This is a genomic window from Streptococcus sp. HMSC065E03 (assembly GCF_001815045.1).
Taxonomy (GTDB): domain Bacteria; phylum Bacillota; class Bacilli; order Lactobacillales; family Streptococcaceae; genus Streptococcus; species Streptococcus parasanguinis_AD.
In genome coordinates this window covers 44,326-66,265 of the sequence record NZ_KV818844.1, presented here as the reverse complement: position 1 = coordinate 66,265, position 21,940 = coordinate 44,326, and the positions used below count along the sequence as shown (strand labels likewise).

22 protein-coding genes and 1 riboswitch are annotated in these 21,940 nt (G+C 40.5%); of the genes, 3 read left to right on the top strand and 19 right to left on the bottom strand.

All coding sequences use genetic code 11. The annotated features are described in order from the left end of the window. From HMPREF3002_RS01730 to HMPREF3002_RS01685, 10 genes are all read right to left on the bottom strand, one after another. Positions 1–224 (bottom strand): OB-fold nucleic acid binding domain-containing protein (locus tag HMPREF3002_RS01730; RefSeq protein WP_256263404.1); only part of this gene is annotated, 224 nt, incomplete at its 3' end. A gap of 97 nt (positions 225–321) precedes the next feature. Beyond that, the gene (locus tag HMPREF3002_RS01725) at positions 322–549 is read right to left on the bottom strand and encodes a hypothetical protein (RefSeq protein ID WP_070664970.1); all 228 of its coding nucleotides are present in this window, start codon (positions 547–549) and stop codon (positions 322–324) included. A gap of 251 nt (positions 550–800) precedes the next feature. After that, entirely contained in the window at positions 801–2,069 is a 1,269-nt protein-coding gene (gene dltD / locus HMPREF3002_RS01720; RefSeq protein WP_070664968.1) for a D-alanyl-lipoteichoic acid biosynthesis protein DltD, read from the bottom strand. After that, the gene (gene dltC, locus HMPREF3002_RS01715; protein ID WP_003002265.1) at positions 2,062–2,301 is read right to left on the bottom strand and encodes a D-alanine--poly(phosphoribitol) ligase subunit DltC; all 240 of its coding nucleotides are present in this window, start codon (positions 2,299–2,301) and stop codon (positions 2,062–2,064) included. The genes dltD and dltC overlap by 8 nt, the downstream gene beginning before the upstream one ends. A gap of 14 nt (positions 2,302–2,315) precedes the next feature. Continuing rightward, a complete protein-coding gene (gene dltB / locus HMPREF3002_RS01710; RefSeq protein WP_070664966.1) occupies positions 2,316–3,569 on the bottom strand; it encodes a D-alanyl-lipoteichoic acid biosynthesis protein DltB in 1,254 nt (417 codons plus the stop codon). Continuing rightward, positions 3,566–5,116 carry a D-alanine--poly(phosphoribitol) ligase subunit DltA gene (dltA, locus tag HMPREF3002_RS01705; protein ID WP_070664964.1) on the bottom strand — a complete coding sequence of 517 codons (1,551 nt, stop codon included), beginning with the start codon at positions 5,114–5,116 and terminating at the stop codon, positions 3,566–3,568. The genes dltB and dltA overlap by 4 nt, the downstream gene beginning before the upstream one ends. Positions 5,117–5,134: 18 nt before the next feature. Next, complete coding sequence (locus tag HMPREF3002_RS01700) at positions 5,135–5,263, bottom strand: teichoic acid D-Ala incorporation-associated protein DltX (protein ID WP_003002102.1); 129 nt, start codon at positions 5,261–5,263, stop codon at positions 5,135–5,137. A 169-nt stretch (positions 5,264–5,432) separates the two neighbouring features. Further along, the gene (locus tag HMPREF3002_RS01695) at positions 5,433–6,692 is read right to left on the bottom strand and encodes a S41 family peptidase (protein WP_070664962.1); all 1,260 of its coding nucleotides are present in this window, start codon (positions 6,690–6,692) and stop codon (positions 5,433–5,435) included. A 92-nt stretch (positions 6,693–6,784) separates the two neighbouring features. Further along, a complete protein-coding gene (locus HMPREF3002_RS01690; RefSeq protein WP_070664960.1) occupies positions 6,785–7,468 on the bottom strand; it encodes a DUF4956 domain-containing protein in 684 nt (227 codons plus the stop codon). Beyond that, positions 7,461–8,240, bottom strand: a complete 780-nt coding sequence (locus HMPREF3002_RS01685) for a polyphosphate polymerase domain-containing protein (RefSeq protein WP_070664958.1) — start codon at positions 8,238–8,240, stop codon at positions 7,461–7,463. Before HMPREF3002_RS01685 ends, HMPREF3002_RS01690 begins: the two co-directional genes overlap by 8 nt. Before the next feature lie 214 nt (positions 8,241–8,454). Here HMPREF3002_RS01685 and HMPREF3002_RS01680 point away from each other — a divergent pair, with 214 nt between their 5' ends. Both HMPREF3002_RS01680 and HMPREF3002_RS01675 read left to right on the top strand, forming a co-directional pair. Continuing rightward, positions 8,455–9,687: a carbohydrate-binding domain-containing protein gene (locus tag HMPREF3002_RS01680; RefSeq protein ID WP_070664956.1), complete on the top strand. Its 1,233-nt coding sequence runs from the start codon at positions 8,455–8,457 to the stop codon at positions 9,685–9,687. Positions 9,688–9,779: 92 nt separating this feature from the next. Then, the gene (locus tag HMPREF3002_RS01675; RefSeq protein WP_070664954.1) at positions 9,780–10,463 is read left to right on the top strand and encodes a DUF4947 domain-containing protein; all 684 of its coding nucleotides are present in this window, start codon (positions 9,780–9,782) and stop codon (positions 10,461–10,463) included. A gap of 86 nt (positions 10,464–10,549) precedes the next feature. Here HMPREF3002_RS01675 and HMPREF3002_RS01670 read toward each other — a convergent pair whose 3' ends face one another. Further along, positions 10,550–13,345, bottom strand: a complete 2,796-nt coding sequence (locus HMPREF3002_RS01670; protein ID WP_070664952.1) for a YhgE/Pip domain-containing protein — start codon at positions 13,343–13,345, stop codon at positions 10,550–10,552. A gap of 134 nt (positions 13,346–13,479) precedes the next feature. Here HMPREF3002_RS01670 and HMPREF3002_RS01665 point away from each other — a divergent pair, with 134 nt between their 5' ends. Beyond that, complete coding sequence (locus HMPREF3002_RS01665) at positions 13,480–14,013, top strand: TetR/AcrR family transcriptional regulator (RefSeq protein ID WP_003001962.1); 534 nt, start codon at positions 13,480–13,482, stop codon at positions 14,011–14,013. A gap of 189 nt (positions 14,014–14,202) precedes the next feature. On the opposite strand, the gene rpsD is transcribed toward HMPREF3002_RS01665, so the two are convergent. The 8 genes from rpsD to HMPREF3002_RS01625 form a co-directional block, all read right to left on the bottom strand. Continuing rightward, complete coding sequence (gene rpsD / locus HMPREF3002_RS01660; protein WP_003002210.1) at positions 14,203–14,814, bottom strand: 30S ribosomal protein S4; 612 nt, start codon at positions 14,812–14,814, stop codon at positions 14,203–14,205. Between the two features lie 205 nt (positions 14,815–15,019). After that, complete coding sequence (locus HMPREF3002_RS01655) at positions 15,020–15,751, bottom strand: ABC transporter ATP-binding protein (protein ID WP_003009177.1); 732 nt, start codon at positions 15,749–15,751, stop codon at positions 15,020–15,022. Then, positions 15,744–16,739: an ABC transporter substrate-binding protein gene (locus tag HMPREF3002_RS01650; RefSeq protein ID WP_070664950.1), complete on the bottom strand. Its 996-nt coding sequence runs from the start codon at positions 16,737–16,739 to the stop codon at positions 15,744–15,746. The genes HMPREF3002_RS01655 and HMPREF3002_RS01650 overlap by 8 nt, the downstream gene beginning before the upstream one ends. Positions 16,740–16,796: 57 nt before the next feature. Further along, on the bottom strand, positions 16,797–17,555 hold the full coding sequence (locus tag HMPREF3002_RS01645) for an ABC transporter permease (RefSeq protein ID WP_031574751.1): 759 nt from the start codon (positions 17,553–17,555) through the stop codon (positions 16,797–16,799). Between the two features lie 74 nt (positions 17,556–17,629). Continuing rightward, positions 17,630–17,731, bottom strand: a riboswitch (TPP riboswitch). A gap of 34 nt (positions 17,732–17,765) precedes the next feature. Continuing rightward, the gene (locus tag HMPREF3002_RS01640) at positions 17,766–18,038 is read right to left on the bottom strand and encodes a Veg family protein (protein ID WP_003009183.1); all 273 of its coding nucleotides are present in this window, start codon (positions 18,036–18,038) and stop codon (positions 17,766–17,768) included. Between the two features lies 1 nt (position 18,039). Then, on the bottom strand, positions 18,040–19,398 hold the full coding sequence (gene dnaB, locus HMPREF3002_RS01635; protein WP_014714093.1) for a replicative DNA helicase: 1,359 nt from the start codon (positions 19,396–19,398) through the stop codon (positions 18,040–18,042). A 24-nt stretch (positions 19,399–19,422) separates the two neighbouring features. Then, positions 19,423–19,875 (bottom strand): 50S ribosomal protein L9, encoded by a 453-nt coding sequence (gene rplI, locus HMPREF3002_RS01630; protein ID WP_003002156.1) that lies wholly within the window; start codon positions 19,873–19,875, stop codon positions 19,423–19,425. Then, on the bottom strand, positions 19,872–21,851 hold the full coding sequence (locus HMPREF3002_RS01625) for a DHH family phosphoesterase (RefSeq protein WP_083312638.1): 1,980 nt from the start codon (positions 21,849–21,851) through the stop codon (positions 19,872–19,874). Before HMPREF3002_RS01625 ends, rplI begins: the two co-directional genes overlap by 4 nt. Between the last annotated feature and the right edge of the window lie 89 nt (positions 21,852–21,940).

Here is a 21,940-nt window from a genome sequence, read left to right as displayed (position 1 = left end):
GTCACTTCTACAACATATTCACTGCGGATGCTTTCAGCTGTGGCCATCACTTCTGCACTAACTGTTTCTGGATTGATCACCAATTGCATGATTCCTTCGCGGTCGCGTAAATCAATAAAGATCAAACCACCCAAGTCACGACGACGGCTAACCCATCCTTTCAAGGTAATATGAGTTCCAATGTGTTCTTCACGAACACGTCCAGCATACATTGAACGTTTCATTTCTAATTAATCTCCAAACTAATATTCTTCCTTCTATTTTACCATAAAGACCAGCAGAAAGTGGCCTTTAGCTCAACTTTTTCAGTCACCAACTTCTTTAGTTATCGTGGCTAACTTCTTCCTTCTTTTTGGGATCATCGTAGAGAGTGGGGGCTATCACCTTCATTAAAGTCGCTGTCCCAAATCTCAAGACAGCTGCTGCTAGTCCAAAAATAGGGGATAAGTAACGGAAAAAGAAATCTCCCCTAAGTGCGTAGGTCATGCCACCCACAATAAAAAAGATAACAATCCCCTGAACAATTGCATAAAACCAAATTTTTTTCACACTATTTCTCCTTTTCACATGCTAGCTGACTTATCCACTGTTTTTCATCACTTATCCACAAAAATGTGGATAACTTTTACCTATTTTCCCCTTAAAAGAGGAAGATTCATCAGCATCAGGACTTGTTTTCATCCATTTACAAGCAAGTTTCCCACAGCCTGTGGATAACTATCTTGCTTACTTGTGACTTTCCGTCCCTTTCCTCACAAATCAAGGAGCCAGGATTCGATCCTGCCCCCTTTGATCAAGCATTATTTAAATTCGTCTGGTGTCCCTTTATATTGGGCCCAGTCTTTGCTGAAGAAGCGATCATTTAGATGGTAAGTTGGTGCTTTTTCAGCTTTTGTGACAAAGGGATTGACCGCTTTATCAAAGGCTAGCCAACCATTCCATCCCATATGAATCGTATCTTCCATAAAGTAGGGCTGATCACCATCTTTAGAAAAGTCTGCAATATTGGTGAATCCTTGACTTTCCAATTGGTAACGAATCTTTTGAACAGCCTGTTCATACTTTTCTTGGCTCAAGCCTGTGTATTTCATCCATTTGGCATTGACTGGAGGAATCACAAAGATGACATTGGTCCGAGATTTAGCAAACTGGTCTAGAACCAATTGCAAGTCATTGTACTCTGGAGATTGAACATAGGATTCGTTCTTTTGGAAACCTTTTAGTTTCTTCAACTTCATTTTTAAACGAGTGTTGTAAAAATGATTGCTGATTCCAAGGTCGTTATTATTGGTTTTGACTTTTGCTTCAGCCGTTGCAATTTCCTCCAATTTCTCATATGAGAATTGGTCTGGCAAATCTTGTAGACGTTTTTTGACCTTCTTATCGTAATTCCCGTTTGTACGAGTTGCAAGATTACTAAACAAGGCATCTTCGCGCTGAACCAGATGGGAAACAAACTGGTTTAAAGACTGATCAAATCCTGAAATTTTCTTTCCTTGAGAAATGTTCGTCACAACACTTTGAAAGGCGACATTTGGATACTGTTGCAACAGGCGTTTCGCGGCATACCGGGATGCAGCATCCTGTTGGTGATTGGCAATAAAGCTATTCAACTGATCGCTATTAAAGAATTGTTGAAAGGCAGAGGAATCATAGCCCTTCTTGGTGAACCATTGCGGAGAAACTACATAAACAGCTGTATTGTCCTTGAGTTCTGGCAAAATCTGTTGCATTCCAAAATACTGGTTCAAAGAAGCCGCACCACGTTCTCCTAAAAAGTAGGGTCTGTAATTGCGGTCATATTTTTCAGCCAAAACTGCTGGATGCACCACATCAAAACGCAACCATTCACTTGATCCGAAATAAGGAACAAAGCGATGCTGTGGGTCCGAAAGTGCTTCTTGCTTCTTTGTACGACTCTTGAAGCCTTCTGCATTCAGACTAACCGCAGCTTTTTTCTCTTCGGTATAGTTGTGCTTATGATTGATTGGATAAAAGAATAATAAAGCTGCTACCATGAGGAGCGCGCAAAATACGGGCCCTAAAATCAGCCACAAACGCTTAAGCATTCTGAAGCTCCGTTACACCTTCTACGATCTTGTTGGCAGTGTTCCAATCATCGCGTCCAAATTCTGATACAGGAACACGGATGCCAAAGCGATTTTCCAATTCCACAATCAATTCGACTGTTCCCATACTATCAAGAACACCCGCATCAAAGAGATCCTCATCCATCATGTCTGAGACATCTTCCATAAACAATTCGTCAATAATTTCAATTACTTGTGATTTTACATCCATTTTTTATTCTCCTTTTATTTCACTTTTGGGAACCATTGCTGATCCAAGAATCCTGAGAAGATCAGGAAGGACAGCATCACTGTATTAAAGGTGATAAAGATTCCTAAAGCTTTGGTCCAACGATTGTCCGGTATCGGATCCAATCCTTTTGCTTTTCTTTCTTTATTAATAGATTTTTTCTTTCGAATCCAGGCATCATTGATAACCATTCCAAGCCCATGGAAGAGCCCATAAGCGATATAGTACCAGGTCACTCCATGCCAGAAGCCCATGACCAACATATTAATAATGTAGGCAACATTTGAGGTCGTGATCCGGCTCTTGAACACTTTATTGCGCATCAATACCATCACGAGACGCATAAAGACAAAATCACGGAACCAGAAAGATAAACTCATATGCCAGCGGTTCCAGAATTCCTTTAAGTCACGTGATTTAAAGGGACGATCAAAGTTGATGGGACTTTTAATCCCCATCAAATTGGAGGCCGCTAAAGCAAACATGGAATACCCTGCAAAGTCAAAGAAGAGGTCAAAGCCATAAACATACATGACTCCCAGTGTTCCGATGTTGAAGAATCCACCTTGAGACAAGGCATAGGTCTGCACATGACCTAACAATAAGTGGCCAAAAATATGAGCTAGGATAAATTTATAAAGGAAGCCATACATAATGTACTTAACAGCTTGCTCCAACATATCCAATAATTCTTCGCGCTCAGGAATGGCTTTATAATCCTCATTAAAACGCTTGAAACGATCAATCGGCCCACTTGAGAAGGTCGGCATAAAGAGCATAAAACGTAAGAATTCCCAGAGCGTGAATTCTTTCAAGACACCATCTCGCATTTCGATGATCATTCCGACAGCCCGGAAGGTCAAATAAGAAATCCCTAAAAATCCAAACAAGGATTGGTGTCCATTCTTGATCGCTGGCTCTACCTTCACAAAGATCAAGGGCAAGACAGACAAGAAGGAATGAAGATAGAAAATCCACTTATTGTCCGCTTTCTGACGATAAAATTTGTAGGAATACACAATCAAGATTTGCCAGACTACGTAAAAGAGTAAGGCATAAATTTGCTTGAGATTCGAACCTGTCAGCATCAAAATGATAAAGATCAGACTCACAAGTCCTTCATATACCGGAAACCGCTTTTTGAAAAAGAGACCCACAAAGATCGGCAAAAAAGCTAGAATGAGGTAGATAAAATAGATCGGTGTTCCATAGTGTTCTAAATGAGGGAGCTGTTTCAAAAACTCGATCATCGGTTGTTAACCTCGCTAATCAACCCTTTGATGTCGATTTTCCCGTTTGGTGTTAATGGCAGGCTGTCACGATAGAGGAATTTTGAAGGCATCATATAAGACATCATAATGTTTTCTAAATCTTCCTTAATGGCTTTCGTGATATCAATCTCGCGCTCAAATTGTTCTTTTACACCCTCTTTTAAGATGACATAGGCCAAGAGATTTTGAACCTTGTGATCTTTATTATAACGCGGAACTGCGACTGCTGAGTCAATATACTTCGATTTGTTCAAGTTTTGAGAGACATCCTCTAGCTCGATACGGTAACCGTTAAACTTGATTTGGAAGTCCATCCGTCCACCATAGAGAAGGAGGCCTTCATCTGTCATGGTTCCGACATCTCCCGTATGGTAGGCTGGAAGACCTTCAAATTCGAAGAAGGCTTCTGCTGTTTTCTCTGGATTATTCATATAACCCTTTGAAACGGCTGGACCAGATACGATGATCTCCCCTTGCTCTCCATTTGGTAATTTATTGCCTGCCTCATCAATGATGAAGGTTGGAGAATCTTCTTTGGTATAGCCGATTGGCAGACGTTTCAAGGTAGCTAGCATCTCATCTGTGATAGCAACCGCCGACAAAGCAACCGTTGCTTCCGTTGGGCCATAAGCATTGATGATGCGCGCATTTGGAAAACGCTCGCGCAATTTCTGAGCGGTTTTCACGGTCAACTCTTCCCCATCAAAGTAGAAATGGGTGATCCCTGGCATCTTTTCAGCATTGAAATCTTCAGATAACATGGCCATATCTGCAAAAGATGGTGTCGAAGTCCAGATAGCAATCGGAAGAGAAAAGATCGTCGCAAAGAGTTGTTTGAAGTCTTGAGTAATGGCTGATGGAAGGGCAAAAAGCGTTCCTCCAAGAGCTAAGGTCGGTGCCCAGTACATGACAGACAAATCAAAGGAATAGGGCGGTTGCGCCAACATTTGCGGACGCTCTGGCGTTGCAAATTCCTTGTCCGTAATCATCCAGTTGGTAAAGCTGAGCAAGTTATCGTGCGAAATTTGCACCCCTTTTGGTTTCCCGGTTGTTCCTGAGGTAAAGATGATGTAGTAGTTATCATCCCCTTTGACCGGATGTTGCAAGTCATAGGCATGCTGAGCCGCATAAGCTTCACGCACTTGCTCCAAGGACATGATTGGAGCAGCTGGATTTTCCAATGGAAATTCATTGATAGCAATAATCAAGCTTGGCTCTGCTACTTCAACAATGGCAGACACGCGCTCCAAGGCAGAGTGGCTATCAATTGGGATATAAGCATGGCCAGATTTGGTCAAAGCCACAAAGGTTGCTAACATTTCATATTCTTGTCCACCAAAGACAACAACAGGTGACTTTTCAGGAAGTCCCATTTGGTCAATGTGGGCAGCCAAGCTATCTGAATCAGTCTTCAATTGGCCATAGGTATGCTCCTCACCAAGGACATTGTAGACAGGATAGTCTGGTTGTAGTTGCGCATAACGTTCAATTGTCTCGATCATATCAGTAATTGGTTGGTTTGACACGGCTAGGAGTCTCCTTTTCTAAAATTCGTTGTAGATAAAGCCACCCTGACCTTGACCAAGGTAACTAAAGAAATAAAGTAGGGCTAGGAAAATGGCAAAATACAAGACCGTCTGCCCGATAAATTTATAAAGTGTTTTATGTTTCATAAGTTTCACTCTTCATTTTGATTGTTATTCACTATTTTACCATTTTTTATACCAAGTAAGCAATTTTAAACATAGTGAGAATGTCGTAGAAAACGTTATCATTTCAGATCATTCAAGCCGTTTAACGATAGCATTTTTCTTTAATCAGTTTTCTGGTTGAAATCCTATTCTATTTCACAGTCCCCTGATGAATCAACTCCAGACACTTGTCCAGATCCACATCTCTCTCGAAATGGCTAGGTGTCCAAGGAATCTCTATATCGGGTAGAACACCCTGATCCGTCATTCCTTTCCCTTGATCCACGCTTAAACAGCGAGAAGTGGGAAACATTAAACAAAAATTATCATAATCAACCGTACAACAATTAGAGTAGTCTAGAATTCCGAGAGTTGGTCGACCCACCACCGTTACCTTCTTAAACTGCTTCATCATCTGAACAAAGTTATCCCCAGATGAAGCACAATAAATATCTGATAAAATAAAGATCTGTTCAGGATAGTGGCCTCCTCTAACCTCTGGGAAGAATTCCTCGCTTTCTTCCTTATATGTTACATAGCCTTTTCCCCGATGGCGGAGCAAATCCTCTTTCATATCTTCAAGCAGCTTAACTGTTTCAGGGCTAATTTCTTCCTGTTGCATCCAGTCCTCAAAGTCTTTCAAGCGCAGGTCAACATTGCGCTCTGTGTAGAGAATTTCCATGCCATCATCATCCCAGTCAAGCGAATCATAGCCCTGATCCTTCTCTAAGGCTAGATGTAATAGAGGGAAATATAAAGAATCCGTCCCTCCACTGTTGCGTCGGACATCAATGATAAGAAACTTGACTTCCGTCATCGTCGGTAAACACTCTTGGTATAAACGACCCAAAGATCCTTCATCCATAAAGTTATCCAGACGAAGATAAAGAATCTCATCGTCTAATCGTTTCCAAAAAATCTGATCCTGGATCGGTTCTCGACTGGGTACTACTTTAATGGTCTTTTCTATCCCTTCTCGAAGCAGGGTGACACTCGTTGACTGAGAGACCAAATCTGCCCATTCTCGGTAGTGTCTTTCAGGGGTCTTGCTGATAAAATAGTCTTTATGAAGAGAAGCTATCTGATCCAAGTCACTTCCATCCAGAGCTAGGATTTGATCTCCTACTTGAAGACCCGTATCTTCATTAGCTTCCTCAACATACAGTTTCTGTCCATTTATTCTCAAAAGAAACCCTTTTTGACTGGCCTTTTTATCTCGAAAGGAAACATGCCCGATCACCCCAAAACTAGCTAGGTAAGCCTTAACTTGATAGAGAAAGGCATCATCTGTCATATCATCTGTAATGTTTTCTCGAAAAGGCTCTGGATCGCATCCTTTTCGATCCTTGCTGGTAGATGAATCATGGGTCATAATAGAGACGACATCTTCAAAAATAGCAGTCTTTTTCATAAAGGATTCCTTCCATTTTTTAGAAACAGTATACCACTTTTTCTTAAAAAGTTCTTAAAACCCTAAAAAACTATCCTAAAGTAGGATAGCAGTTATAAATTCTTTCTTTTCTTCGCTTTCTTTGTCAGAGCGACATCACAATTTTCAATCTCGCTAATCAATAGATTAGCAAGGCCAAAATCATCGATGTTCGATTTCATATTTACTTCATAGTTCAAGGTCAGTTGTTCTCCAGCTTGGGCCGTTGTGACAGAAATAAAGTCAATTTCTGAACAACTTTGGTCCAACAACTGGCTGATTTGTTCTGCAACAGAATCTTGTTTTGAGACAGTTATGGTCAAATGACGGCGCCGTTGATGGTCTGCCTTACTCTGTTTGTTCTCCAATACCAGCCACACCCCTAGTAAAGAGAGGGTTGTTAAAATGGCCAATAAAAGATAGCCAGATCCAGCTGCCAGTCCTATAATCATAGCTAAGAAAATGGCAATCAACTCTCGAGAACCACTCGTAGCCGAACGAAAACGGATCAAACTAAAGGTCCCTGCCACTGCAATCGAGGTTCCCAAACTTCCATTGACCAAAAAGATCACTAAGGTCATCATACAAGGAAGCAAGGTCAAACTAATGACAAACTCTCGAGTGTAAAGTGTTCGGTATTTATAGGTCCAAGATAGGGCCAGCCCTAGAAAGAGGCTGACCAAAAGGGCCAGCAGCAAGCGCAAGGGATCCACCGTTGCTGTGGCATTTTTAAAAATAGAATCAAATAGATTAGACATAGGCAGCACCTACCGTTTCTTGAATTGGTCTTGGGGCATAATCCAAGCCTTGTGATTTATGATAAGCACAGCTATATTTTGAAAATTTCTGTTTCACCAAACCATACTTCTCTAAAATATCCTTTAGCCATTTAGGTTCTTGGCCAGGAGCTTTAATTTCCATGATCACGAAGTCATCCTCTAGTAGAGGTTCTCCTTTCTTCCCATCAAAAAGGCTAACAGCCTGGTCTCGAAAGACTAGGTTTTGATCGATTGTCACGCGAATCTTCTGATAAGGATAACCCTGAATGGATTTCTTTTCTTTGAGAGACAAACGATCATAGTAAATGAACATCCGTGGTTCCAATCGATGACCATAACGTTTGCGCAATCTCTGAATCTCTTGCACTAAGTCTGGATCTTGTATCTGATGATCTACTTTCCCATCTGTGATCAAGTTGATAATGGCTTGCGAAGTGGCGACTAGACGGAATTTATGGCCAATTCCTTCTTCATCTTTTGACTTCACCTCTAGAAATACTGGACTGTCTGCTTGAGGTTTTTCTATATAAGTCCGCATCCGAATTTTTTCACGGCGGTGTTGTTTGGCAAGAGCATCTTGAATGACATCAAAATTTTCCGTATCAAAATAAATGTTTGAAATGGTTGAAGTTGGGTAATCATCTTCTACGACGTATTCTTTTAAGTCTTTGATCAAGTCCTTCACGTCATCTTTTGCGACGATATATTTTGTTTCGATTCGTTTGAAACTTGTCTCAATTGTTTTTTTCATGTTTCTTCTCCTTTAAGGGGGATCTATTGTTTCTAACCTTCAGTAAGTATGAATACGACTTACGTGCTTTCTAGTTTAATGGGACTTTCTTAACTGGTCATTAAGCCAAACTTAAAGAAAACTAAAGTTAAGGTTCCTTTCAGAAAAACTTTAGGAAACTTTCAGCTAGCAACTTTAGACTAGGAGCATATCAATTGAACGAGAGGAAAAGCTCATGAAATCAAACAAATGGAAATTTTTATTAACGGGGGCCGCGACCCTCACCTTACTGACAGCTTGTACTCAAGCATCATCTCAATCAGCTACAAAAAGCAATACTGCACAAACAACCGCTACTTCTACTTCAAAAAATAAAACAAACAATTCCAACTATTTTACAGATAAGGACAAGGACAGCTCTTATGATGAAAGCAAAGCCTCTACTGTAAAACTATCTGGTTCGTCTGCAAGTGTATCAGGTGACGGCGTAGCTGTATCTGGATCAACTGTGACCATCTCAAAGGCTGGAACCTATGTCATCTCTGGTGAATCCGATGGGGTTCAAATCAAGGTCGAAGCGGGTGACTCAGACGATGTTCACATCGTCTTGAAAGGCGTTACCATGACCAACACCAACGCGCCAATTTCTGCTACGAAAGCAGGGCATGTCTACCTGACTTTAGCAGAGGGCACGACCAATACCTTATCTGATTCAAGTTCAAATAATGATGAAGATGCCGATGCAGTGATCTTCTCTAAAGGCGACCTCACCATCAATGGTTCAGGTACGCTCAACATTGACGCTAAGAAGAACAACGGTATCAAGGCCAATGACACTCTCCATATCACAGGTGGAACCTATAAGATCACGGCTGTAGGAGATGCCTTCAACGTCAATGACGAACTCAATATCACTGGTACGACCATGACCATCGATGCAGATGAAGATGCAGTCAAGGTGGATAATGATGAAGATACTTCGGTCGGAACCATGTACCTTTCAGATAACAAAATGACCATCACTGCAGGAGACGATGGAATCCATGCTTCTGGTGATCTGATCATCGATAGCGGAACCTATGAGGTGACAGAGTCTGTCGAAGGTCTCGAAGGAAAATCAATCACCATCAACGGTGGAGATATCACCATCTATGCAACCGATGACGGTGTCAATGCGGCCAATGCTAATGCCAACCAAGATGAAATTTTCTTCACCATGAATGGTGGAACACTCAACGTTGAAGTTGGCCAAGGCGATACCGATCCAATTGATTCGAATGGAAATATCACTGTTACCGGAGGAACCATTAAATTAACGGGACAATCTGGATTCGACTTTGATGGTACTGCTACCTACACTGGCGGAGACATCTATATCAACGGTGAAAAACAAACGGAAATTGTCAACTCCATGCCTGGAGGCGGTGGGGCTCCAGGTGGTGGCAGACCTCAAGGCGGTGGTCATTAATAATAACAAATAAAGGCAGGATTTCTTCCTGACCTTTTTTTGTTGCCTTTTTTATGATAGAATAGAAAATCAATTAGCTTATCGAAAGGAACATGATGAAAAAACAGACACTCCCTCTTTTGTTCACACTCTTGCTGTCTCTTCTTTTTCTATCAGCCTGTGTGCCGGATCTTAAGATCAACTTTAAAAAAGTACCCACTGCTACCAGCTCAAAAAAGAAAACCTTTAAAAAAAGTAGCTCGAGTCGTTCTAGCCTCCCGAGTCGCTCAACCAGTTCAAATAGCTCAAGCAACTCCTCTAGCTCTCCCTCAACTACTACGGAAACCACTTCTGACATCGTCACAACCGAAGGACTCCCTAGAAATGCTCAAGAAGCACCCAAAGATAAAATTTATGCAACAGGGAACTTAAAAGTAGCCTACTCTAGAAATGACGATAAAATTTTTGCACAGACGCCGGATTATGAAGGATATACCACTGCCCTTGTCCAAAAGATCCTTGGGAATCCAGAGAAACAAATAACAGACCCTGCTTATATTGCTGAATCTTTTGAAAATACCGAATTAGAAAATATTAAAGGGCTCTACCACGAGGGGAAAATCACAGGGGAACAAGCTCACGCCTTTTTGATGGGAGCTGTTGATCTCAAACAAGCTTCTAAATCCGGAGTAGACTATACCATTTACACCTATAAAAACAACACCATCCAACTGGTCTTTGAAAACGACCAACTTCTCTATATTACTCCAAATCCTGATGTCGTCTTCTTTAAATAATAAACATTCTCGCTTAAACAAGCGAGAATTTTTGTTTCACATGAAACAAAAAACTCCCAACACATTCTGTTGGGAGTTCCTGAAGATTAGTCCTCTTCATATTTTTTTGGATTATAGAACCACATTCCGAGTCCTGCAAAAAGGACAATAGTCATCAGAAGGAAGGCCACTTGATTTCCAATTTCTCCTGTCATCGAAATCGTTTGACGAAGACCAGAAACGGTATAACTCATTGGCAAGAATGGATGAATGGCTTGGAAAAAGCCATTTGTCAAAGCAAGAGGATAGGTTCCTGCACTAGAAGCCAATTGCAAGAGCAAGAGGATCAAGGAAAGGAAAGCACCGATCTTTCTTTGCCATGTTGTCAAAGCAGTCACGATAGACATGAAGGCCACACTACCAATCACACAAAGGAAGAGAGTAGCCATCTCATGATTAGCTGATAAACCAATCAAGTGAACGGCACCATAGACCAAGACTCCTGCAATCACCGCAATCGTTCCGTTGACCTCAAAGCGAGATTTAAACCATGCCCAGCGACTTTCAGGATGACTGCCGGATGGTAGTTTTGCAAAGATCATGTTGGTTGACAAGGCACAAACAAAGAGAGCTACCGAGATCATATAAGGAGCCATTCCGACACCATTCACAGGGGTATTGTCATGGTCTGTTTTAGACAAAGTGACAGGATCTGCTAAGGTTTTAGCGTTTTCTTTTTCAGTTGTAGCCACATTCAATTGTCCCTTAGCATCGTTTAATCCTTGACTCAAGGTTTGGCTTCCTGTTGCTAATTCACCTAAACCATTTGTCAATGTTTGGCCACCTGCTGCTAATTTGCTGGACCCATCTGAGATTTGATTTGCACCGTCGGCTAGTTTATCAGCACCAGTCACCAATTGACCTGATTTTTCTGTCAACTGATTGACACCAGTGACAAGTTTGTTGACACCACCTGCCAACTCTGGAGTCTTGCTGTTCAATTGTCCTACACCGTCAGCTAATTTTCCAGCACCAGCAACCAATTCACCCGACTTACCTGTTAATTGGGTCGCTCCTGAAGCCAGTTGATTCATACCTGATGTCAAGGCAGGCATCTTCCCATTTAACTCACCTAGACCAGAAGCCAATTGATTGCTTCCTGCAAGTAATTCTGATGATTTACTATCTAGTTGACCAACACCTGCTGCTAACTGACTAGCCCCATTTGTTAAAGTACTGCTATTCGTCTGAAGTTGGGTTGCTCCATTAGCGATTTTATCGACACCAGCTGTATAAGCGCTGATCCCTTGACTGATGGTTTGACTAGCTGGCAACAATTGACCACTAACTGCGGATTGGATCTTAGACAAGCCACTTGACAAGTCTGTCAAGGTAGAAGAAGCTGTCGGTAAAACTTGATTGGCTGCCGTTTGCAGTTGTGTCAAGCTATTTCCTGTATTCAAACTACCTTGGATCGTTTGAATCGTAGTCAAGATTCCTTGAGCCGCCGTTTCACTCGAGCTTGGGCTCGATGAGATTGCCGCATTGATTTCCGCTTGTTGGTCAGCTGTCATTGCTTGATAGGCTGCTGTTCCTTGCACACTTGCAAGGGCATTTGCACGATCCGCTTGGGCTGAAGCAAGGATTGATTGAGCTGAATTCGCAATACTCGTCAATCCAGACGAAAGTTGACTGGTATCTACTGTAGCATTTTGAATCGCTGCATTTAATTGGTTTAAACCAGCTGCCAATTGATCAATCTGAGCAGATTGACTTGTAGAAGCTTGTAGCTGGCTTGATAATGTTTGAATACCTGATTCTAATTGAGAAACCCCATTTCGAAGGGTAGCAGATTGACTACTTAATTGACCCGCTCCTTCTGATAAAGTAGCGACTCCATTTGTATAGGTTGCTAAACCATTTGAAAAGTTAGATAGGCCCGAATTCAATTGACGCACGCCATTGGTATAATTCCCAAGACCATCATTGAGGGTCCCCATACCGCTGGTTAATTGACCAACTCCTGAAGCCAACTGAGGGGTTTGACTCGCCATTTGATTGAGACCATTTCCTAATCGATCCACTCCGGTAGCGTAAGCCATCAAGCCTGTATTAAAAGTACCAAACCCATTATTTAATTGATTGACACCAGATACCAAGTTTGGAAGTTGACCAGCCATTTGATTGAGACCATTTCCTAATTGACCAACACCATCTGTATAGGCTGCTAGACCTGTACGAAGAGTAGTTGCACCATCTGAAAATGCTAAACTTGAACGAGCCAATGTATTCAAATTAGTAGATAGTGTTTGACCACCATCTTCCAATTTACTTGCACCATCTGCTAATTTAGCACTTCCATCTGCCGCTGTCCCCATACCAGATTTAAGCGATCCCATTTTGAAAAATAAAGCTGTTGTATAAGTATTGGTCACTTTTTCAGCCACTGACTGCTTCATTTTTGTCATCGCAGTGTCGCTCATTTTCCCTGCGATAAAACTATGACCACTGGACGTTTGGTAATCAATGGTCATCTGTTCCGGATGATTGGTTAAGATGGAGCTAGCTTTTTTTGAAAGATCCTCAGGCAGGGTTACAATCATATAATAATCGCCATTTTTAAGGCCATCTTTCGCAGCTTTCTCATCTACAAAATGAAAATCAAGTGAGTCATTGTCCTTCAAATTGGACACCATGTCTTTCCCGATTTCCATTTTTTGTCCATTATATGTAGCAGATTGATCCTTATTGACAACCGCTACAGGAAGATCCGAAACCTGGCCATATGGATCCCACATGGAAGATAGAAAAATAATATTATAAAGAGCTGGAATCAAAGCAACTCCAATCATGACAATGATAAATGTTGGCTTTTTAAGAATAGCCTTCCATTCTTTCATCATATTTTTTGTCTCCTTTTTATACACATTGTCTAAATTTCTGATATAATAGATTATACAGTTTCTAGAAATTTTCACAAGTAGAAAATCTTATTTTTTAGACACTGTGTACAATTTTGTGCAAAAAGGATTAACAGATGACTGAGAGCAATAAACGATTAAAAACAAAACGAAATATCGAGGAGGCGATGGTTCGACTACTCGAAAAGGAATCATTCGACCAAATCACGACGGTTGAGTTAGCACAAGAATCCGGCATTAGTCGCTCTAGCTTTTATACCCACTATCGAGACAAGTATGACATGATCGAGCGCTACCAACAAGCACTCTTTCACAAGCTTGAATATATCTTTGATAAACACCAAGATGACAAGCGCCAAGCGATTACAGAAGTGTTCGAATTTCTAACCAAGGAGCCACTCTTCGCGGTTCTTCTGACAGAGAATGGAACCAAGGAAATCCAGACCTTCTTACGACATAAATTACAGATTCTTCTGGTTGATAGTTTGCAAGAGCGCTATAGTCATAAATCATTAACAGATATTGAAAGAGTCTACAGTTCTGTCTATCTGACCAATGCCTTCTTCGGAGTCTGTCAAATGTGGGTTTCTCGCGGAAAAAAAGAAAGCCCTCAACAAATGGCTGAATTTTTAATGAAAATGTTACGGTAACAGTCTCTCCTGATCGATCTAGATCAGGAGTTTTTTTATTAGCAGGTTTAGGTTTTAAGAAAACAAAAAACTGTCTCATTTAATGAAACAGCTTTAGAAAATTTGTAACTGAACAAACCCAGAAATCAACCCTTTAAGACAAAACAAAAAGCCCACTGTTGTAGGCTTTCTGTAAGGTATATCTTAAAATTAAAGCATTTTGTTGTAGAATTCAACGACAAGTGCTTCGTTGATTTCTGGGTTGATTTCATCGCGTTCTGGAAGGCGAGTCAATGAACCTTCAAGTTTGTCAGCATCGAATGATACAAATGCTGGACGTCCAACTGTAGCTTCAACAGCTTCAAGGATAGCTGGAACTTTAGCTGATTTTTCGCGAACTGAGATCACTTGACCTGGAGTTACACGGTATGAAGGGATATCAACGCGTTTTCCGTCAACAAGGATGTGACCGTGGTTAACGAATTGACGAGCTTGACGACGAGTAGTCGCAAGTCCAAGACGGTAAACAACGTTATCCAAACGACGTTCCAAAAGAAGCATGAAGTTGAAACCGACAGTTCCTTCTTTAACTTTAGTAGCTTGTACGAACAAGTTACGGAATTGTTTTTCACCAAGTCCGTAAGAGAAACGAAGTTTTTGTTTCTCAGCTAATTGCAAACCGTATTCTGACAATTTTGAACGGTTGTTTGGTCCGTGTTGACCTGGTACGTAGTTACGACGTGCCAATTCTTTACCTGTACCTGTAAGTGACAAGCCAAGACGGCGAGATTGTTTCCAAGATGGTCCTGTATAACGTGACATTTAAAATGTCCTCCTATAAAAATAATTTTTGTAGGAAATAACGTTTTAGACAAACCTGATTCGTTCAGAAAGCCTTCGCCCAAACAGCAAAGGTTACTTTTCTAGCTGACTTCCTGTTGACGAGCTTCATTTTGTCCTGCTGTCATTTCGCACAAATTCTATTCTATCACGGAATAGAAACTTTGTAAAGTCCTTCAAAACAATTTCAATGAAATTCAGCTAACAATTCTATGATTCGTTTTTTATATTGCAATTGTTGCCAGTCCCTATCCGTTGCTAGATCCCATTTTAAAGGAAGATCTGCAATAATTTCACCGGGATTATGATTCAAGATATAGACCCGATCACTCAATGTCAAAGCTTCTTCGATACTATGAGTGATCACCAGAGTGGTGAGACCAAGACGTTCCTTACTGTCTAGATACCAGTGATAAAGGTCCTGCCTTGTCAATTCATCTAAGGCACTAAAAGCTTCATCTAATAGGAAGACAGAATGACCCAGAAGATAGGTTCTCAATAGCGCCACCCGTTGCCGCATCCCCCCACTCAGCGCATTAGGATAAAGGTTGGCGATACTTCCCAATTTAAATTCATCTAACAATTTTAGAGCGGTAGATGTCGCCTCTTCCTTAGAAATCTTTTTTAATAAAAGGGGCAGAATAATATTTCCCAATACTGTCTTATGTTCCAACAAAAGATCCTTTTGTAGCATATAGCTGACTTTCCCAAAGGAGATCGGAGCATTATCTACTTCTATGGTACCCTTTTGTAAGGGAAGGATCCCAGCAATTAAATTAAACAAGGTTGATTTCCCTACCCCACTCGGACCTAGAATAGAGACAATTTCTCCTTTTTGCACTTCTAGTGATACATTGTTTAAAACTGCTTTATCTCCAAAAGAGAAACTTACATCTTTTACGGTTAAAATATCAGTCACCTACCAATTCATTTGTGAAACCTTTGTCTTCTAAGTCATTTGAAACCAATCCTTGCTCTTTTGCCCAAGCATAAAAAGCATTCCATCGCTTAGGATCAAACTGCCCCCACTTGTCCTTGTCTGAAGCATATTGACTGGAAAGATATTTTTGGGCAGCTAGAACAAAATCACGCTGGTTAGCCAAGGCAGGGGCCTGTTTAATCAAGATATCCGCTGCTTCTTCCGGATGCTCTATAGCATATTGGTAGCCTTTTTTCACCGCTTGAATGAATTTTTTTGCTTCCTCTTTATGAGACTTCAAATAGTCATTGTTAGCAATAATAACAGGCGAATAGTAGTCAAATGCAGGAACAAAATCTTTCATATAGAAGAAATTGGTCTTCATTCCCTTTTGCTCAGCCAAAATTCCATCCCAACCGTGATAAATCCAAGCAGCATCAAAGACCTTATTTTCAATCGGAGTAATGGAATTTGAATCACTATTTGGAACCAATTTTACTTGATTAAAATCAGCACCTTCTTTTTTCATCATCGATTTGATCATTTCCAACTCAATCGGATCATTCCAGGTACCATACCGCTTACCAACCAAATCTTTTGGACTTGTGATCGCTGCATCTTTTCTTGAAATAATCCCTGACGTATTGTGTTCAACAATAGCTGCAACAGCGGTAATACCCGCACCTTTATCCAATTTCTTGGCCATAGAATCTTGGAAATAAATTCCAAATGGAGCTTTCCCATTGATAATCAAATCAGAACTACTGTCTTCCGGAGGAAGTTTTATATCTACATCCAGTCCTGCATCTTTAAAGTACCCTTTTTCCTTAGCTACATAGAGACCCGTATGATTGGTATTCGGGGTCCAATCTAGAATAAAATCAATCTTTTTCAAATCGCTTGACGATTGCTTGACAGAATTTTGACAAGCACTCAAGAAAACAAATCCCAATATTATTGAGAAAAATAAACCTATTGACTTTTTCATTAGCTATACCTCTTTTACATTTTTGTCAATTTAATTTTTACACCATTTACAAGTTTGTCAATCCTTTTTCCATTTTAGAATGTTTTTTTCTAATTGGTCAACGAGAAACATACCGAGTAAACTAATAGCAGAAATCAATACAATGATCGCAAACATCGTATCATACTGAAATAACTTCTTCGATTGGATCATATAGACCCCCAATCCATCAAAACCTCCTAACCATTCTGAAACGACCGTACTGATAAAAGCATAGGAAACACTCACACGTAAACCTGCGAAAAAATAAGGAAGCGCTGCAGGAATTTTATAATGGACTAAAGTCTGAAAGCGATTGGCTTGCATAATCTGAAACAATCTCAGAATATCTTGATCGCAATGCCGAAAACCATCTAACAGACTGACTACGATGGGAAATACCACCGTAATAATGATCAAAACCAGTTTTGGAAGCATACCATAACCAAACCAAAGAACCAGGATAGGGGCCAAGGCAATCGTCGGAATGGTTTGAATAACAACCATAAAAGGATAGACCAGATCATTCACCCATTGAAAACTATCCATGAGAATCGCAAAGCCAGCAGCAAGAAGAACGCCTATAACAAGTCCGATCAAGGCCACTTGAAGGGTAGACAAACTGTGATGAATCAGGAGAGCTCGATCTCGTACAAAGGCATTCCCAATTTCAAGTGGCGTTGGTAATACAAATTTGGGGAGGATATTTAAAAATCCTGCTAACTGCCATAAGACAAGAAGGCTGCTAAAACCTGCAAATCCTATCAATTGTTTTGAATATCTTTTTACAAGAGACATCGTAACCTCCTTTCTCACAAATAAAAAACGCCTCCAAAATAGGAGACGGATTGCACAAGGTCACTCATAACGAAAAATACATTTCATTTGTTTCCTACGCTGGCATTACCCAGATCAGGTGCGGTCGAAGCTTACACTTCCTCTCAGACTGTACACAGACTCCCATATGTATTTATTATAATAACTGATTTAGGCGATAAAAGCAAGAAATTAATCCAAATAACGAATTAAATTCTTCTCTGTCAAAATATCTGAATAGGTGTAAGACTCCACGTAGGTATTGGCCGGTTCACCTGGTAAGCTATTGTCGTTCGTATACTCGATAATAAATAAAGAAGGATAGACCTCAATCAAGCGTCCAAATTTATTTTTTTGACGTTTCCGTCCATTTTCAAGCGTCATTTCAACCACTTGTCCTTCATGGGCCTTGATTTCTTCTTTAATTTTTTTCATTTTTGCAACATCTGTAAATGCATCACTCATCTTATTGATCCTCTCTCTTTGAAATACTTGAGAATTTATTGTATTCCTTTTGGAATATTAATTCGACTGTCCCACGCGCACCTGAACGGTTTTTCTCAATAATCACTTCAACCGTATTATTGGGCATTCCATCTTCTTCCTCTTCACCAGCTCGATCATAATAATCATCACGGTACAAGAAAGCAACAATATCCGCATCCTGCTCAATCGATCCAGATTCACGAATATCAGAAAGAACAGGACGTTTGTCTTGGCGCTGTTCCACACCACGTGATAGCTGACTCAAAGCAATAACGGGAACTTTTAGTTCCTTTGCCAAAATCTTTAACTGACGAGAAATTTCTGAAACTTCCTGTTGACGGTTTTCTCTTCCAGTCCCTGTAATCAGCTGCAGGTAGTCAATCAGAATAAGACCGAGATTGCCTGTTTCCTGCGCTAATTTTCTTGCTCTCGAACGAATCTCAGTGATCCGAATTCCTGGGGTATCATCGATGTAAATACTCGCATTGGCCAAATTTCCTTGAGCAATGGCATATTTCCGCCACTCTTCATCCGTCAATTGACCTGTACGAATCGAATGGGATTCAATCAAGCCTTCAGCTGCTAACATCCGGTCAACCAAACTTTCAGCACCCATTTCTAATGAGAAAATAGCCACTGTCTTATCCAACTTTGTCCCGATATTTTGAGCAATATTTAGAGCAAAGGCTGTTTTCCCTACTGCAGGACGAGCCGCTAAAATAATCAATTCTTCCTCATGTAGCCCTGTCGTCATATGGTCCAAATCGCGATAGCCTGTCGCAATACCCGTAATATCAGAGGTTTGAAGCGAGCGGGCTTCCAAGCTACCAAAATTTATATTCAAGATGTCTCGAATATTTTTAAATCCACTACGATTTGCGTTTTCACTAACATCAATCAGAGCTTTTTCAGCACCCGCAATGATTTCATCTGAAGGACTTGCACCATCATAAGCTTGATTAATACTTTCCGTTAATCGAGAGATCAATCGACGTAAGACAGCTTTTTCGGCAACAATTTTCGCGTAATACTCCGCGTTAGCTGAAGTTGGTACCGAATTAATGACTTCTACCAAATAGGAGAGACCACCAATATTTTGGAGATCCCCCTGACTATCTAAAATATTTCGAACAGTCGTCGCATCAATCGCATCCCCGCGGTCAGCTAGATCGATCATGGCTTTAAAAATCAAACGGTGCGAGTACTTAAAGAAATCGCCAGGCTCGATATATTCACGAACAAAGACCAATTTCCCCTCATCAATAAAGATGGCTCCCAACACTGATTGCTCCGCTTGGATATCCTGAGGTTGTGTTCGTAATTCCTCTATCTCAGCCATAAAAAACCTTTCTATCGATCGTGTTTACCCTTCGTTTACACGAATATTAATCACACCTGTAACATCTTGATAAATTTTTACAGGGACGTCAATCAAACCTGTTGAACGAATTGGAGAGGAAACTTGGATATGACGTTTATCAATTTTAATGCCAAATTGTTTCTCAAGCTCTTCTGCAATCTTTTTATTGGTAATAGAGCCGAAAGTACGGCCATCTGGCCCAATTTTTTCCGTGAATTGAACAACAGTTGCTTCTTCTTCTAATTTTGCTTTAATCTTTTGCGCTTCTGCTAACAATTCAGCATGCGCTTTTTCTTCTGACTTTTGCTTTCCACGAAGTTCACCGATTGCTTGGGCATTGGCTTCTTTCGCAAGATTTTTCTTGATCAAAAAGTTTTGTGCATAACCAGTAGGCACTTCTTTAATTTCGCCTTTCTTACCTTTACCTTTTACATCCGCTAAGAAAATAACTTTCATTCTACATTCTCCTTTTCAATAGTTACTTCGTTTTCAATAGTCTCAATCAATTGTTGACGAATACTCATCAAATCTTGACCCTCAATTTGAGAAGCCGCCGAATTGAAATGACCTCCTCCGCCAAGCTGTTCCATGATACGCTGTACATTGACTTTGCTTCGACTACGTGCAGAAATCGAGACAGTTCCACTTTGATTACAAGCAATGACAAAGGTTGCTTCCACCTCAGACATGGCCAGCATACTATCAGCAGCCTTACTAATGGTTACTGAATCATAGGCTTTAGTCGTATTGGCACAAGCTACGATGATATGTGGCAAAATCTTTTCACCAGTCAAGATCAGTTCGTTCACTTCGCGGTACTCGTCAAACTGAATCGCAGAGATCTCCTGGATGGCTACACTATCACTACCTCTTGAACGAAGGTAACTCGCCACATCAAAGGTCCGACTTGTAACACGTGTGGAGAAGTTCTTAGTATCCAGCATGATCCCAGCCATCAAGACACTAGCTTGAATCTTCGTCAATCGATTTTTCTTCGACTTCTGGAACTGAATCAGTTCACTAACCAATTCGCTCGCACTACTTGCTCCACTTTCAATATAGGTAATCAGAACATTTTCAGGGAAATCATCATCCCGACGGTGATGGTCAATGACAATAATCTGTTGAAATTCCTGATAAAACTCTTTAGAAAGGGTTAAGGCTGTCTTAGAATGGTCCACCATAATTAACAAAGAGCGATCCGTCACCATTTGCATGGCTTCCTCTAGGGGAAGGATTTTCGTTACCTGCTCTTCTTCTAGTTTCGCAATTGCCCTTGAAATATCACTAGCCATTGCATGCGGGTCATAGACCACATAAGAGGAAGCCAAAATATTGCTAGAGAAAAACTGCATTCCCACAGACGCTCCTAAAGCATCCATATCCAAGTTTCTATGTCCAACAATGAAGACTTGATCAACGGATTTAATCTTATCCGAAATAGCTGTCATCATAGCGCGTGTGCGAGTCCGAGTCCGCTTCACAGCCGAAGCTGTTCCCCCACCAAAGAAAACAGGGTTTTTCTGTTCATCATTTTCCTTGACAACTGCTTGATCCCCACCACGAACTTCCGCAAGGTTTAGGTTCAAGAGAGCCACTTTACCAATCTCATCATGCTCGCCGTCACCGTAAGAGAATCCCATACTTAAGGTAATAGGTAGCTCACGCTTTTTAGCTTCTTCACGGAATTGATCGATGACTGAAAATTTTGATTCCATCAACTGTTCTAAGACCGTGTAGTCTGTAAACAAATAGAAACGATCCATCCCCACACGTCTGTAAAACATATGGTAATGAGCTGTAAACTCTTCTACAAAGTTGGCAATAAAACTATTGATATTGCTAATATCAGAGTCTGAAATGACATCTTCTAGATCATCATAGTTATCAACAGAAATAATACCGATAACGGGACGAGTTGTCACCAATCCCACAGTTGCTTCATACTCACTTGAAACATCAAAAAAGTAAACAACACTAGACGTCTGATCAAAGTAAACAGAATATTTCTTATCGGCTACAGTGACATAATGACCTTTATCCTCAAACAGAGTATTGAGTAACTTTTTCAAGGATTCAACATCAAAGTCCCCATCATCTGTTGAAAAAATCAATTCAGCATAAGGGTTGAACCACTCTACTTCATTTGTCTCTTTATTAATTTTGATAACTCCAACAGGCATTTTATCAAGGAGGGATGCTAATCCGCTTTCTGCCTGATGGTTAACGTATTGTATTTGTTCTAATTCATCTAACTCTGAAATTTGTAACTGGTATTCAAATAAAGCAATCAATCCAGCTAAGACTAAAAAAATTGCAATGAGAGTTACATAGCCTTTGCCAAAGATTCTTAAAAAAATTGCTAAAATTGCAAATGAAATAAAACCAATTAACACATAATGGATGAACGATAAACGAAATTTTTTCATCATAAACCTCTTCTCGGAATTATACCATAAATAGAGGCAAAAAGCGAGGTTTCTCTCTATATTACAGAGAAGATCGACCTGTAAAAGCTCTT

Excerpts from the sequence above, each read along its gene's own strand:
- HMPREF3002_RS01670 (WP_070664952.1), bottom strand. The coding sequence starts at position 13,345 with ATGATGAAAGAATGGAAGGCTATTCTTAAAAAGCCAACATTTATCATT.
- rpsD (WP_003002210.1), bottom strand. The coding sequence starts at position 14,814 with ATGTCACGTTATACAGGACCATCTTGGAAACAATCTCGCCGTCTTGGC.
- HMPREF3002_RS01665 (WP_003001962.1), top strand. The coding sequence starts at position 13,480 with ATGACTGAGAGCAATAAACGATTAAAAACAAAACGAAATATCGAGGAG.
- rplI (WP_003002156.1), bottom strand. The coding sequence starts at position 19,875 with ATGAAAGTTATTTTCTTAGCGGATGTAAAAGGTAAAGGTAAGAAAGGC.
- HMPREF3002_RS01700 (WP_003002102.1), bottom strand. The coding sequence starts at position 5,263 with ATGAAACATAAAACACTTTATAAATTTATCGGGCAGACGGTCTTGTAT.
- dltD (WP_070664968.1), bottom strand. The coding sequence starts at position 2,069 with ATGCTTAAGCGTTTGTGGCTGATTTTAGGGCCCGTATTTTGCGCGCTC.
- HMPREF3002_RS01650 (WP_070664950.1), bottom strand. The coding sequence starts at position 16,739 with ATGAAAAAGTCAATAGGTTTATTTTTCTCAATAATATTGGGATTTGTT.
- dltB (WP_070664966.1), bottom strand. The coding sequence starts at position 3,569 with ATGATCGAGTTTTTGAAACAGCTCCCTCATTTAGAACACTATGGAACA.
- dltC (WP_003002265.1), bottom strand. The coding sequence starts at position 2,301 with ATGGATGTAAAATCACAAGTAATTGAAATTATTGACGAATTGTTTATG.
- HMPREF3002_RS01690 (WP_070664960.1), bottom strand. The coding sequence starts at position 7,468 with ATGTCTAATCTATTTGATTCTATTTTTAAAAATGCCACAGCAACGGTG.
- HMPREF3002_RS01645 (WP_031574751.1), bottom strand. The coding sequence starts at position 17,555 with ATGTCTCTTGTAAAAAGATATTCAAAACAATTGATAGGATTTGCAGGT.
- dnaB (WP_014714093.1), bottom strand. The coding sequence starts at position 19,398 with ATGGCTGAGATAGAGGAATTACGAACACAACCTCAGGATATCCAAGCG.
- HMPREF3002_RS01625 (WP_083312638.1), bottom strand. The coding sequence starts at position 21,851 with ATGATGAAAAAATTTCGTTTATCGTTCATCCATTATGTGTTAATTGGT.
- HMPREF3002_RS01640 (WP_003009183.1), bottom strand. The coding sequence starts at position 18,038 with ATGAGTGATGCATTTACAGATGTTGCAAAAATGAAAAAAATTAAAGAA.
- HMPREF3002_RS01685 (WP_070664958.1), bottom strand. The coding sequence starts at position 8,240 with ATGAAAAAAACAATTGAGACAAGTTTCAAACGAATCGAAACAAAATAT.
- HMPREF3002_RS01675 (WP_070664954.1), top strand. The coding sequence starts at position 9,780 with ATGATGAAAAAACAGACACTCCCTCTTTTGTTCACACTCTTGCTGTCT.
- HMPREF3002_RS01680 (WP_070664956.1), top strand. The coding sequence starts at position 8,455 with ATGAAATCAAACAAATGGAAATTTTTATTAACGGGGGCCGCGACCCTC.
- HMPREF3002_RS01695 (WP_070664962.1), bottom strand. The coding sequence starts at position 6,692 with ATGAAAAAGACTGCTATTTTTGAAGATGTCGTCTCTATTATGACCCAT.